We start from the raw sequence: 12,526 nt of genomic DNA on the forward strand, positions 1-12,526 counted from the left end.
TTATGCTGAACTTTGAGTAAACATATCCAATTGCTCCTCGCCCTGGCACAGTTCTGGCTGTAACTCTGGGTCAGGTTTTGCGCCGGTGCGTTTCGTGTAGTGCGAAAAAGAAAGATGTAGAACAAACACTTCTGCGCAATTCAGGTTTAGACACTGGCAATACAGTTCGCGCAATCCGGTGGCCAATCGCTTTGATGACGCTATGCGCCCTTGTGATAAACATCGCGGACACTCGACCATAGACTTTCTTGCCAATGAAAAACCCCTTGTTTAATGCAATAAATCAATTGCTAAACTCTCAAGAAAAACAATAAAAAACCAACCAAAACAAGCGAGCTTAATTCATAAAAAGTATAACAAAATCACTGGGTTGAATCATTGTTTGTAGGCGTTTTTCATCGCCTTTTTCATCAAAAAAACAGATGAATAAACTCCCTAAAAACAATGATTAAAATGGTCGGTTTGACATCAATTAAAAGCAAAATTTAACACCATTTAAGTAGTGTTAAATTTATTTGCTTGCGTACCTCATGGCTAAGTCTGCTTTGCGGTTCATCAGCATCAACGCCTTACTAAAATGCTGCTGGGTAACATGAAAGCGAGCGTAAGCTCTGACCGCTGGCACCCCTTCGACTAAATGAGCGCGCAGCGCATTTTTTTTATTTTCACTGGTGATCCCCGTCAGTTGCAGCAATATTTCAAACTGCTCTGGTGATTCACAGCCTTGCACGAGTACCTTCATTGATTTCGCTCCAACAGCTTGCTGTTTTTTGGCCACGCTTTCATTTCTGCAACCAACTCATCTAGCGGAATAGTTCCAATATCGTGGTAGCGGTATGGGTCATTAAGCAGTTGGCCATCATCAACCACCATTTACCACTACCTCCATCTATAGTATTGTTTTGCTCGCTATTTCCTTTTAATTCAACATTTAACTAATTGAGTTTTAAATTATGAACATCTACGAAGCAATAGAATATGCCAAAAAAAACTATCAGAAATTATTAGATTCTGATGAGCAGGTGGTTGGAATTTCCTTCATGTTTGCTAATAACCGTATCTGTTTTCAAACCTTGCAAATATCTCTATGCGAAGAAGCCAAAGAAGATGGAATTGACTATTTCTGCGCATCAATAGCAACTGCATACGCCCCTGATCCCGGATATGGGGATAGTAATTTTGTTAGTGATGCTGACGTTCAAGATTTCATTAGTCAGCTTCCGCCCGTTGCTAAATATTTGTCTTATAACATTTACAGCGATGATGTCGGAAGTTCATTTGATGTACTAGAAACTGTGCCAGCTTTAAAAAATTTCTTCCCACAACTTCCTGAACCTGACAGTGTTGATCTTACTGATTTCATAAAACAAGCAGTTAAGCTTATTCAAGAATTAAACTCACCTGTCACCAATAACATCCCTAAGTAAACTTTTTCAGCCATCAGCAATTGCCCTTAGCTTATTGGCAATTTTTTATGGCTGAATTAATTATGTCTGCTCGACATTTTCATGGCTGCACCAGCTTTCATACTCATTAAAATCCATTCTTTCTGATTGTTCAGGAGGTACCTCACCCATTTGGAAAAGCAAAAGCTTCCATTGCTCTAGGATTGGATTTATTTCGCTAGATAGAATGGCTCGCCACCAATATTGATTATCTTCAAATCGCTGGCGAACGCTGCTAAATGCTCTTACGACCGGTTCGGTATTCAAAAACTCTCCATTGCGTAATCTTGCTGACCAGCTTCTAGCGCCAACTGCCCAGTTAAGAAACTTAGAAAATTCATTTTTCCCCGTAACAGTTAGCTGGAAATCACGCGCCCACACTTTGCGCTTGCGTTCACTAATAAATTCCGCGTTGGTTTTTATTTTCTGCTCAAGATCCCTGATGCGCTTTCGAACTCGCTGCGCCTTATCTGCGTCAATATTTTTTAGAACGGAAAAATCACGCTTGGCCGTTGCCAATTGTTCATTGGCTTTTTTGAGTAGTCGCCTAGTTGGTCGCTCCCTTGCCTCAAGCTTGCTATTCACTTCACCAATAATTGACGCCATATGTTCAGCGTGAAATGACTCGATAAGCTCCCATGCTGGCGCACGAACAGCAGCAGACATGCCGTAACGATTGCCAATGATTTCGCCTTGGTCAGCGCTTTTGTAATCGCCGCCTTTGGTCAAGTATCCAATGGCTTTAATGATGTAACTCCCTGCCGATTCTGGGTTGCGAATGCGCTCAATGTGCGCTGTGCCATGCCCCCACATTTTCTCAATTCGAGCCGCCCAATCACAAAATAGATATGGTTCAACCTCCCACGCAAAAAGCACATGAACGTGGGGGTTATCGTCCCCACTCGCACTCTTGGGGTTTTCGGAAACCCAAATATAATCTAGCGGTTCTTTGCAGCCATTAACCTTGGCGTTAGCGCCTATACACTCAAAGCCATTTTGAGCCTTCAACACTTTATTGCGGCAAGACCAGCCACGCTTACGCATAGCGTTGGCCGCATCCATAAAACGACTAACTTCACCGCCGATAGTGATTTCACCTAAGGTGATACGCTCCCGCGCTTCCTTGTTGAATGTGAAGGTGAAAAATGACTTAAACCCACCGCGAGCTACCGCCATGTATGCTCCCGAATCAATGATTTTACTTACCGCCTTAGGCGTTAACGCTTTGGTAATGCGCTCGCCCGCTTGAGTTGGTGGCGGAGTTGATGGACTAGCCGAGCACTCAACCCTAACGCGCCATTGATTAGACCATTGACGATGCAGAACCCGAAGGACAGCTGAACGCCCCGCGCCAATGCGCAACGGACTACGAATTTCACCCGTATCAAAACAAACTGCGCCATTGCCATGAAAACCAGGCGCAAACGGAATCTCATCAGGCGCAGCATGGCGCACTACATGAGGCGGCTCAATTTCTGGGGCAACCACGCCACGACCCGCCAGATAGTCGCTAAAACTACTCAGTGCGCGGTGCTTAAGAGCGATTTCAGCGGCCTTAGAGTTTTTTGTCGGACTTTTGCACTCCTTGACGAGCCTATTGCCTTTCGCCACTTCGCGGCGCCCTGCGGGGCTAAATTCGGTGTAATTTCCTGAGCGCCAATTAGCAGATAGTCGCCTAACTTCGGCAGTCATTTTTGACGCCGACAATAATTGCGCTTCATCTGGTCTTGCGGAAATAGGCGAGCAAAAAAGAAGCCCGACAGAGTTAGCGGGCTTTTGGGGGAGGGGCGGCAAGGTTTCAGGAACTTGCACTAAATTTATATTTGATTTGTTCAAGTTGCTTTTCTCATTCTGCCAGTAGTTAAACTTCGAGCCATAAAGGGAATGTGATCGTGATTTTTACAGCAGAACTCAGCCTCTAATCACATTCAACAGGCTGAGTAGTGATGCATCTCAAGAGGTTTGTTGCATCAAGCATTCCGAACCCCTACATGGGGCGTGGTCGCTTCACATTTATCTAACGAAATTAATTCTCTACGCTGGAACATCAAATGTGTTCTCTTTACAAGCCCTCGATACAACTCATTAATTGTTTCTGGTGCTCCAACGTGTTCAATTGACATTAAATAGTCACTAATCTCATTACTAATGCATTTACGTAGATGTTCTATACCTTCTTGGCTTAATTTTTGGTGTTGCCATTCAGAACCAGTCAGTACTTCACCTTCAATAATGACTTCGCTTGCAGGTAGTGCTGTGACCAAAAGAAGCCTATCTTTTCCGTCTGCCGAGATAGCTGCGACTGTTGATACCGGATACATAAGTTCAAGCACCTTTAAAAAATCAGATGCCACATCATGTTTTTCCCCAATAACCTTGCCGCTGGCATTTGTTTCAGCAACGTAAATTGATCCAGTTAACTCTGATAAATATAATCTTGGTTGTTTCATGATTGATTTCCGTCTTTTGCCAGCTTGCGGCCGCACATTGGGCAGAAGCCACAGGTGACCTTGATTAGTTTTTTTGTAAGGTTTGCTTTTGGTTGTCTGTTACCCTTGAGTTCACGATAAGTCAGTTCGATTTCTGGATTTACTGGGCAAAAGTCGCCAGTAAGAAAGTAGGAGTAGCCCTGCCAGCTAGCATCAAACTCAGTGACCTCGCCCACATTTTCCTTAAAGTGCTCTTTGGCTCTGGCTAGTGTGTCGGCGAAACAAGTGCAAGTGGTCTTCATTTTTTCTTGAAGCATTAACGTGTCGGTATGGTTTGGATTTTTAGTGTGTGCAGTTTTCATTTTGTTGGTTCCTCAGTTGTTTCTGCTAGGCCTTCTTGCACTTCTTTGATGCAGCTAGGGCAGGCGATTGAACAGCATTCAGAAGGCGTTTCGTAGCTATGCCATCCTTGGGATGCTGCGGTTTTAGCGGCATCACTAACGCTGCCACTACCAAAAAAGTCGATATATAAGGTTTTGTCACACATGAAGCATTTGAGCTCATAAACAGAGGCGATATTGATTTCGCTCTTTTCTACGTCTGCAAGTTTCATACGAACTCCTTGAATTGATGCATGGTTAGCTGGTCGTTCAATGCGCAATTGAGTGACGCACACAAATAGCCAAGCGCGGGGTCGCATAAAACATGGATGGCAACACGCTCAATTCCTTTTCCCATGCCGCGGTATTGAGCAGCATCTAAGGGCAGCTTGCGCTCAATCGCTCTGGCATGGCGGGCATAAACATCTGCTAACAATCTGCGAATGCTTAAATGAATAGGATTGGTTAAATCGAACTGTGGTGACTGGGCTTGCGTATTAATAATGCTTGCTGCTATGCTATGTTTCATCATTTGATGTTTCTCATTAAGTTCATTGATGATATGAGCCATAACCGTTGTCGCGGTTATGGCTTTCTTGTTTCTGGCTTGCTAGTTTTGTCCCCTAATCCATGTCGTTGGCGTAACGCCCTTATCAAAATTCTGCTGCGCTCTCTTTTTTCTGGGCTAAATTCATCTAATGCTGGGACGTGTACCCAGTCGGGCACCTCAATGGTGGTGCCCTTTATTTTTCGATACCTACCTACACTCATAGTGAATATTGAGATGATGGAGCACGAACATCCCACCCCGCGGCTTCCATAGATGCCATAAGCATTTGGTATTGATTAACGTAAATCGTGGAGCCTTTTTTCATCTGTAAGGTAGGAATAAGCCCTTCATGCGCTTGAGTACGAACAGCGGGCAAGCTTTGATTTGTACGCCTTGCGTATTCTTTTAACGATATTGGCATCACGTCAGGCTGAAAAATAATCACAGGCATTACGCCACTATCTGTATTTGCTTTCATTTACTGTATCCTCTGTAAGTTTTACTTGTTCCAACACAATACAACTTAATCAAGCACCGCCCAACTTGGTGGAGATTACCACTCAAATTTACGGTAGGCAACTATGGAATTTAAAGACAAGCTGAAAGCAATTATCAAAACCGAACGAATGTCACAAAGAGAGTTTGCTGATCTGACCGATATCCCTTTGAGAACTATCGAAAATTATTTATCGGGGAGGGGAGAACCAAAAATTACTAGCGTTACAAAAATTGTGAGCCATGTCATGTTTGAAAAATACACACTCTGGCTAATGACCGGCAAAGTAAATCCAGAAGCCGGTCAAGTTTGTCCGGCTTTCTCAACTCAAGATATGCAAAGCGCTGTAAAGAAAAAAGCTTAAAAATAAATGCACCAGCATTTTACCGCTGGAATATGCAAGGGGGCTGTTATGTCAATTAAATCAGTCCCTAACGGTTATATGGTCGATGTACGTCCGCAAGGGCGATATGGAAAGCGCTACAGAAAAACATTTAAGACAAAAGCGGAAGCGTTACAGTTTGAACGGTGGGTTATTGCCACTAAAAACGCGAATGACTGGATTGAGAAACCAAGGGACGCAAGGCGGCTTAGTGAGCTAGTTGAACTTTGGTACAGTCATCACGGGCAATATCTAAAAGGTGGAGAAAATTATTTAATGCGCCTAAAGCGAATCGATAAATTACTCCGCTTTCCAAAGTCTTATCAAATTGACGTTAAGTGTTGGCTTGATTATCGAAATAGACTCACCGCAGAAGGCGTTGGCGCTAATACGATAAATAAACATCAAATGTTAATGAGTAGTGTCTTTACGGTATTAATCAAATCAGGTGATTACTATCAAGAACACCCGTTAAAAGGTGTCGCAAAAATGAAAGTCAGAGCTAAGGAAATGTCATTTCTTACATTAGAAGAAATACAAACCTTGCTCGCTAACTTGTCAGGTGATGCGTTAAAGATTGCTAGGATTTGCTTAGATACAGGTGCTAGGTGGAGTGAAGCAGCAAACCTCAAGGGGAGCCAGCTTGCTAATGGAAAAATTACTTTCGTTGACACCAAGAACGGCAAAAACCGCACAATCCCGATAACCATTGAATTGTTCAAGGATATTTACACAGGGAAAAGCGGCAAGCTTTTCGCGGCCTCGTATACTGATTTTAGAGTAACAATAAAAAGCCTTGGCTTTGAGTTACCCAAAGGGCAGGCCACGCATGTGTTACGGCATTCATACGCCAGTCACTTTGTGATGAACGGGGGGAATATTTTGACGTTACAAAAAATACTAGGGCACTCAACCATTGCGCAAACAATGGCTTACGCGCACTTAGCCCCTGACCATTTGCAGGATGCGATAACCTTTAGGCCGTTGTCCACAATTTGACATTAAACACCCAGTAATATGTAGTTAATACCAACTGGAAAATGACTTATCTTATTGTTTAATAAGGTAAGTCATTGAATGCTAAAGGTTTGGCAAGTAACCTGCGGGTCTCTTTTTTTATGGGCGCTTCACGAGGTTACCATGGATAACTTAATGAATAGATAGCTCCTTTGAGCCGTGCTTGCTATGATTGAAATCATTATGAGTCATGATGGGATGAAAGGGCGATAAGGATGAAATTTACTTCGCAGTTGAAAGCATTAGTTTTAGCGGTGGTTGCTGCTACCAGTGGCGGTTGTGCTTCTACTCATTTTGGCCCGATGGAAGCTGCTGAAGGCCGCTTGCAAATAGTGCCGCCCCTTCCCGTATATGAACAAGAAGTGACACTTGCTAAGCTTAACGAAATTTTAAGTACAGTTGAATTAACTGCGGTGCAGCGTGCGCGCTTCCTTTATGAACGCGGCGTATTATATGACAGTGTCGGTTTACGCTTACTTGGCCGAATAGATTTTCATGAAGCCTTAAAAATTCAGCCAGATCTCGCCGATGCCTATAATTTCTTAGGGATTTATTATACCCAAGAGGGTGAGTATGCCAGTGCGTTCGAAGCCTTTGATGGCGTGCTTGAACTCGCGCCAAGTTATGATTATGCCTATTTAAACCGCGGTATTGCCTTGCATTACGCTGGGCGTGACAAGTTAGCTGAGCAAGATTTACAAGCCTTTGTCGCGCGCCAACCAAGTGACCCTTACCGTATTTTATGGCTGTATTTAATTCAAACGGCAGCAGACCCAATACTAGCTAAGCAAACTTTAGCGCAAAATCGCGGTGCGATTGAAGAGGGTACTTGGGCCAGTGTGTTAGTGGATTTCTATTTAGGAAAAGCCACCGAAGCTCAAGTATTTGAGGCTGCAAAAGTAGGTCTAACTTCGCCGCGGGAATATGCGCAGCGTTTATGTGAGGCTTACTTTTATTTAGCCAAGCAAGCCATAGACAGTCAGCAATATGACAAGGCCGCCAACTATTTGCGTCTCTCGCTTGCGACCAATATTTATGATTTTGTTGAACATAGATATGCGCGCATGGAATTAGGCTTAATCCAGAAGATATTAGCATCGAATGGTGTAGATCCGCTGCAGACGCTTGAAGTGGTGCCTCCGCCGCCAGAAGCTTAAATGTCTGAGGGTTTAAACAAGCGAGTGAATTAGACACTCGCTTTTTTTATGTGCTTTTATTGACATTATCCGCCGTTATCGCAGCACCTAAGCCAAGCATTGATTGTTAAACGGGCGCAGATCAGCGAAAATAGTCCCCAATTGTTGTTCACTTGCATATTAGTCGCCGTAAATCTGTATTTTTTGGCGCTGATAATGCGTGCAAAACCCTTTACGAGAAGATTTTAATCGATGTCAAACTCAGCTTTAGCTACCGAAGTCGCCTTACGGCGGACGTTCGCGATCATTTCGCACCCTGATGCCGGTAAGACTACTATCACTGAAAAAGTGTTATTACACGGGCGTGCTATTCAAACTGCAGGTACAGTGAAAGGTCGTGGTTCAAACCAACACGCAAAATCTGACTGGATGGAAATGGAAAAGGAACGTGGTATTTCTGTGACCACGTCTGTGATGCAGTTTCCCTATGGCGATAGCTTAGTTAACTTACTCGATACCCCAGGCCACGAAGATTTCTCGGAAGATACTTATCGTACTCTGACCGCGGTTGACTCGTGCTTGATGGTGATTGATGCGGCTAAAGGTGTGGAAGACCGAACTCGTAAGCTGATGGAAGTTACTCGCTTGCGTGACACGCCAATTTTAACCTTCATGAACAAGTTGGACCGTGATATTCGCGATCCAATGGAAGTGTTGGATGAAGTTGAAACTGAATTAAACATGATGTGTGCGCCTATCACTTGGCCTATTGGTTGTGGTAAATCGTTTAAAGGCGTGTACCACATTCATCGCCAAGAGACGATTTTGTATCAAACTGGCCATGGTCATACGATTCAAGACGTGCGTATTATCAAAGGTATTGATAATCCAGAGCTCGATATCGCAGTCGGCTCTGACTTAGCTGAAACCTTGCGCGAAGAGCTTGAACTGGTGACTGGCGCTTCGAATGAATTCGATCTTGATTTATTTTTAAGCGGTGAATTAACGCCAGTATTCTTTGGTACCGCATTAGGTAACTTTGGTGTTGATCATATGCTTGACGGTTTAGTGGCTTGGGCGCCAGCGCCTATGCCAAGAGCCACCGATGCCCGTGAAGTTGAAGCTTCTGATGATAAGTTCACTGGCTTTGTATTTAAAATTCAAGCCAACATGGATCCAAAGCACCGTGACCGTATCGCCTTTATGCGCATAGTGTCGGGTAAATATACCCAAGGCATGAAGCTTAAGCATGTTCGCATTGGTAAGACGGTAAGCATTTCTGATGCTGTGACCTTTATGGCCGGCGATCGTGAGCGTGCAGCAGAAGCTTACGCGGGTGATATTATTGGTTTACATAACCATGGCACTATTCGTATTGGTGATACCTTTACACAAGGTGAAGACTTAAAATTCACCGGTATTCCAAACTTTGCGCCAGAAATGTTCCGCCGAATTCGCTTAAAAGATCCATTAAAGCAAAAGCAATTGCTCAAAGGCTTAGTGCAATTGGCCGAAGAAGGTGCGGTGCAGGTATTTAGACCACTAGACAACAATGATTTAATTGTTGGCGCTGTAGGTGTGCTGCAGTTTGAAGTGGTTGTTGCTCGCTTAAAATCTGAATATAACGTGGAAGCGATTTACGAAGGCGTAAATGTGTCAACCGCGCGTTGGGTATATTGCAAGGATGAGCGCAAGCTTGATGAGTTCCGCCGTAAGTGCAGTACGAACTTAGCCTTAGATGGCGGTGACAATTTAACTTATGTGGCGCCGACTATGGTTAACTTGAACCTGTCGATGGAGCGCTATCCTGATGTAGTGTTCGCTAAGACTCGCGAAAACTAATCACGCGATTAGTCATACCTTTAAAAAGCGACCTTAGGGTCGCTTTTTTGTGGTGTCTCACGCAAGTTGGGATAACACTAATGCAGAATAGAACACAGTGGTACATGACTAAGAATTAAATGCAAAGGATGCACTTATGCTAAAAATGATAAAACAAGGCTGGAACAGGTATATCTCTTGGTGTGATCGCATGGGTCTAACCCTTGAAAATAAACGCTCTTGTGTGCCTTATAGTAGTGAACCAGTAGATGTATCAGTCAAGCGAAATGATAAAAGTGTCAAAGCTTACAAAGATTAAGTGTTAATTGCTTAGGATTAAGAATTGACGGCGCCATCATCAAACGACCTAATTAACAACAAGCCAAGCGCTAAGCCTAATGGTGTAACTAAATGATGTTTGACACTCATGCCCATCTTGATCTCAGCGAATTTGATAACTCGCGCGCAGCTTTGGCGGCGCAAATGCAAACGGCTGGCATCACAGGAGTATTATTACCCGGTATATCGCCGCAGCATTGGCATCAACAGATACTCATTGCCTACGAGTACCACTGGCCTTATGCCTTAGGCATCCACCCTTGGTATGTGGAAGGTGAACTTGAATTACAATGCCAACAGTTGCATGGCCTAATTGAGCAAGGTTTAGCCGCTAATTGTAAGGCTCAAGGCGCCAAACTGGTCGCTATCGGTGAAATAGGGCTCGATAAACTTAAAGGGTCACTGGATAGCCAAATTCCTTGGTTAGATAAACAGTTACTTATGGCGCAGGAATTTGAATTACCAGTGATATTGCACTGCGTAAGGGCGCATCATCAGTTACTGCCGATGTTAAAAAATGCCAAATTAAGGCGCGGCGGGGTAATTCACGGATTTTCTGGCAGTATTGAGCTTGCTCGTGAATACATAGCCTTAGGTTATCGTCTTGGTATTGGTGGGCTGTTACTGAGGCCCAATGCGATGAAATTACAAACGTTAGTATCGCAATTACCTTTAACAAGCATGCTGGTAGAAACCGATTCACCGGCCATGGGACTCGTCCCCGGCGCGCTTAATACACCATTACTCTTGCCTGATGTGATTACAAAAATTGCGCAACTGCACACTTCTGCAACTGTCTCAATTCAAGAACAATTGTTTTCTAATGCCACTCAACTCTTTGACATATAATTCTTTTTGTTTGAACGCTGCAATATTAACCCCTGCTTTTTAGCTAACACACTGAAATTAAACTTCAAAACTTTCATCTTAGTGGCGATTTATACTTTTTTCTCATATATAATTTGCCGCGGAAATAGGTTGGTTAACAACATAAACAAAATAAGTTAACAAATAGGGTGATGGTTAATGAATATTCTGATGAGCTTGGTAGGGGTGGTCACTCTACTTGCAATTGGTTATCTGCTGTCAAACAACCGTAAAGCGATTAGCATTCGTACTGTTGGTGGTGCACTGGCTATTCAAGCAGCTTTCGGTGGTTTTGTTCTGTATGTACCATTTGGTAAAGATGTACTGCAAACCTTATCTAATGGCGTTTCAAGCGTTATTGGTTATGCGCAAAACGGTATCGGTTTCCTTTTCGGTGATTTAGCCAACTTTAAAGTTGGCTTTATTTTTGCCGTAAACGTATTACCTATCATAGTGTTTTTCTCGTCTCTGATTGCTGTTCTTTATTACTTAGGGATCATGCAATGGGTTATTCGTATTATTGGTGGCGCCTTACAGAAGGCTCTTGGCACCAGTCGTACCGAATCTATGTCAGCGACTGCTAACATCTTCGTTGGTCAAACTGAAGCTCCATTAGTTATTCGTCCTTTCATTCCAACCATGACTCAATCTGAACTGTTCGCCGTAATGGTGGGTGGTCTGGCGTCTATCGCTGGTTCAGTAATGGCTGGTTATGCGCAGATGGGCGTACCGATTGAATATCTGGTAGCTGCATCATTCATGGCGGCTCCAGGTGGTTTGTTGATGGCAAAGTTAATGCATCCGCAAACAGCTGAAACCATCAACGAAATGGATGAATTACCAGAAGATCCTGATAAGCCTACTAACGTATTAGATGCTGCTGCCGCTGGCGCTGCATCAGGTATGCATTTAGCTCTGAACGTGGGCGCCATGCTGTTAGCCTTCGTAGGCTTAATTGCTATGCTCAACGGCATGTTAGGTGGCGTGGGTAGCTGGTTTGGTATGCCGCAACTGACCTTGGAGTTAATTCTGGGTTATGTATTTATGCCGCTGGCGTTCTTAATCGGTGTGCCTTGGCATGAAGCTATGGTTGCAGGTTCATTCATTGGTCAGAAGATCGTTATTAACGAATTCGTGGCTTACCTGAACTTTGCTCCATACCTGAAAGATGTTGCTGAAGGCGGATTGCTGATTAATGGTGAAGTGATGTCTGACCGTACCAAAGCGATTATTTCTTTCGCTCTGTGTGGTTTCGCTAACTTATCATCGATTGCCATCTTGCTCGGCGGTTTAGGCTCTCTGGCGCCAACTCGTCGTCATGACTTAGCTAAAATGGGCGTCCGTGCTGTGATTGCCGGTTCTTTAGCTAACTTGATGAGCGCGACATTAGCTGGCTTGTTCTTAGCACTGTAATGTCACTATGTCCCAGCCTTGTGCTGGGACATTTCAATGATTGCCAACGTATTTTCAAAGTTAAATTGAGATTAGCAGCCATGACATCAGTTTGGCTGATCAGATAGTTGCAATAAAAATTTAACAACTGCTGGGATTTGTTCACATTTTAGAATTTACTGTTCTCATTTTGGTTGAGATTTCAATTGAGACAGGTAAAATGCGAACGCTAAAAATAATTGCTGAAAACAGCATATAAAACCAAAAAATGG

15 protein-coding genes are annotated in these 12,526 nt (G+C 43.6%); 7 read left to right on the forward strand and 8 right to left on the reverse strand.

Features of this window, described 5'->3' with window-relative positions; all coding sequences use genetic code 11:
- Positions 1-240, reverse strand: coding sequence for an ogr/Delta-like zinc finger family protein (locus tag AC1HDP_RS00140; protein ID WP_479639787.1), 240 nt, complete (start codon positions 238-240; stop codon positions 1-3).
- A gap of 271 nt (positions 241-511) precedes the next feature.
- The gene (locus AC1HDP_RS00145; RefSeq protein ID WP_479637172.1) at positions 512-778 is read right to left on the reverse strand and encodes a PapB/FocB family fimbrial expression transcriptional regulator; all 267 of its coding nucleotides are present in this window, start codon (positions 776-778) and stop codon (positions 512-514) included.
- A 175-nt stretch (positions 779-953) separates the two neighbouring features.
- Between AC1HDP_RS00145 and AC1HDP_RS00150 the strand changes: the two genes are divergently transcribed.
- Complete coding sequence (locus AC1HDP_RS00150; RefSeq protein ID WP_479637173.1) at positions 954-1,427, forward strand: hypothetical protein; 474 nt, start codon at positions 954-956, stop codon at positions 1,425-1,427.
- Positions 1,428-1,487: 60 nt separating this feature from the next.
- Here the strand turns inward: AC1HDP_RS00150 and AC1HDP_RS00155 are convergent, their stop codons facing one another.
- The 6 genes from AC1HDP_RS00155 to AC1HDP_RS00180 all read right to left on the reverse strand — a co-directional run bounded on the left by AC1HDP_RS00155 (position 1,488) and on the right by AC1HDP_RS00180 (position 5,282).
- Entirely contained in the window at positions 1,488-3,281 is a 1,794-nt protein-coding gene (locus AC1HDP_RS00155; RefSeq protein ID WP_479637174.1) for a rolling circle replication-associated protein, read from the reverse strand.
- Positions 3,282-3,415: 134 nt separating this feature from the next.
- Entirely contained in the window at positions 3,416-3,895 is a 480-nt protein-coding gene (locus AC1HDP_RS00160) for a DUF7446 family protein (protein ID WP_479637175.1), read from the reverse strand.
- Positions 3,892-4,236, reverse strand: a complete 345-nt coding sequence (locus AC1HDP_RS00165) for a hypothetical protein (protein WP_479637176.1) — start codon at positions 4,234-4,236, stop codon at positions 3,892-3,894. The genes AC1HDP_RS00160 and AC1HDP_RS00165 overlap by 4 nt, the downstream gene beginning before the upstream one ends.
- Entirely contained in the window at positions 4,233-4,487 is a 255-nt protein-coding gene (locus AC1HDP_RS00170) for a hypothetical protein (RefSeq protein ID WP_479637177.1), read from the reverse strand. Before AC1HDP_RS00170 ends, AC1HDP_RS00165 begins: the two co-directional genes overlap by 4 nt.
- Positions 4,484-4,825 carry a hypothetical protein gene (locus AC1HDP_RS00175; RefSeq protein ID WP_479637178.1) on the reverse strand — a complete coding sequence of 114 codons (342 nt, stop codon included), beginning with the start codon at positions 4,823-4,825 and terminating at the stop codon, positions 4,484-4,486. Before AC1HDP_RS00175 ends, AC1HDP_RS00170 begins: the two co-directional genes overlap by 4 nt.
- 196 nt (positions 4,826-5,021) lie before the next feature.
- The gene (locus tag AC1HDP_RS00180; protein WP_479637179.1) at positions 5,022-5,282 is read right to left on the reverse strand and encodes a hypothetical protein; all 261 of its coding nucleotides are present in this window, start codon (positions 5,280-5,282) and stop codon (positions 5,022-5,024) included.
- A gap of 103 nt (positions 5,283-5,385) precedes the next feature.
- Between AC1HDP_RS00180 and AC1HDP_RS00185 the strand changes: the two genes are divergently transcribed.
- The 6 genes from AC1HDP_RS00185 (at position 5,386) to AC1HDP_RS00210 (ending at position 12,275) form a co-directional block, all read left to right on the forward strand.
- A complete protein-coding gene (locus AC1HDP_RS00185) occupies positions 5,386-5,664 on the forward strand; it encodes a helix-turn-helix domain-containing protein (protein ID WP_479637180.1) in 279 nt (92 codons plus the stop codon).
- A gap of 48 nt (positions 5,665-5,712) precedes the next feature.
- Positions 5,713-6,681 (forward strand): phage integrase, encoded by a 969-nt coding sequence (locus tag AC1HDP_RS00190; RefSeq protein WP_479637181.1) that lies wholly within the window; start codon positions 5,713-5,715, stop codon positions 6,679-6,681.
- Positions 6,682-6,914: 233 nt separating this feature from the next.
- The gene (gene nlpI / locus AC1HDP_RS00195; protein ID WP_479637182.1) at positions 6,915-7,856 is read left to right on the forward strand and encodes a lipoprotein NlpI; all 942 of its coding nucleotides are present in this window, start codon (positions 6,915-6,917) and stop codon (positions 7,854-7,856) included.
- A gap of 231 nt (positions 7,857-8,087) precedes the next feature.
- The gene (gene prfC, locus AC1HDP_RS00200) at positions 8,088-9,677 is read left to right on the forward strand and encodes a peptide chain release factor 3 (protein WP_479637183.1); all 1,590 of its coding nucleotides are present in this window, start codon (positions 8,088-8,090) and stop codon (positions 9,675-9,677) included.
- 390 nt (positions 9,678-10,067) lie between these two features.
- Positions 10,068-10,844: a TatD family hydrolase gene (locus tag AC1HDP_RS00205; protein WP_479637184.1), complete on the forward strand. Its 777-nt coding sequence runs from the start codon at positions 10,068-10,070 to the stop codon at positions 10,842-10,844.
- A gap of 177 nt (positions 10,845-11,021) precedes the next feature.
- A complete protein-coding gene (locus AC1HDP_RS00210; protein ID WP_140931693.1) occupies positions 11,022-12,275 on the forward strand; it encodes a NupC/NupG family nucleoside CNT transporter in 1,254 nt (417 codons plus the stop codon).
- Positions 12,276-12,526: the final 251 nt, after the last annotated feature.

Source organism: Shewanella sp. ISS20, assembly GCF_056522965.1.

Excerpts from the sequence above, each read along its gene's own strand:
- AC1HDP_RS00140 (WP_479639787.1), bottom strand. The coding sequence starts at position 240 with ATGGTCGAGTGTCCGCGATGTTTATCACAAGGGCGCATAGCGTCATCA.
- AC1HDP_RS00150 (WP_479637173.1), top strand. The coding sequence starts at position 954 with ATGAACATCTACGAAGCAATAGAATATGCCAAAAAAAACTATCAGAAA.
- AC1HDP_RS00160 (WP_479637175.1), bottom strand. The coding sequence starts at position 3,895 with ATGAAACAACCAAGATTATATTTATCAGAGTTAACTGGATCAATTTAC.
- AC1HDP_RS00165 (WP_479637176.1), bottom strand. The coding sequence starts at position 4,236 with ATGAAAACTGCACACACTAAAAATCCAAACCATACCGACACGTTAATG.
- AC1HDP_RS00170 (WP_479637177.1), bottom strand. The coding sequence starts at position 4,487 with ATGAAACTTGCAGACGTAGAAAAGAGCGAAATCAATATCGCCTCTGTT.
- AC1HDP_RS00175 (WP_479637178.1), bottom strand. The coding sequence starts at position 4,825 with ATGGCTCATATCATCAATGAACTTAATGAGAAACATCAAATGATGAAA.
- AC1HDP_RS00180 (WP_479637179.1), bottom strand. The coding sequence starts at position 5,282 with ATGAAAGCAAATACAGATAGTGGCGTAATGCCTGTGATTATTTTTCAG.
- AC1HDP_RS00185 (WP_479637180.1), top strand. The coding sequence starts at position 5,386 with ATGGAATTTAAAGACAAGCTGAAAGCAATTATCAAAACCGAACGAATG.
- AC1HDP_RS00190 (WP_479637181.1), top strand. The coding sequence starts at position 5,713 with ATGTCAATTAAATCAGTCCCTAACGGTTATATGGTCGATGTACGTCCG.
- nlpI (WP_479637182.1), top strand. The coding sequence starts at position 6,915 with ATGAAATTTACTTCGCAGTTGAAAGCATTAGTTTTAGCGGTGGTTGCT.
- prfC (WP_479637183.1), top strand. The coding sequence starts at position 8,088 with ATGTCAAACTCAGCTTTAGCTACCGAAGTCGCCTTACGGCGGACGTTC.
- AC1HDP_RS00205 (WP_479637184.1), top strand. The coding sequence starts at position 10,068 with ATGATGTTTGACACTCATGCCCATCTTGATCTCAGCGAATTTGATAAC.
- AC1HDP_RS00210 (WP_140931693.1), top strand. The coding sequence starts at position 11,022 with ATGAATATTCTGATGAGCTTGGTAGGGGTGGTCACTCTACTTGCAATT.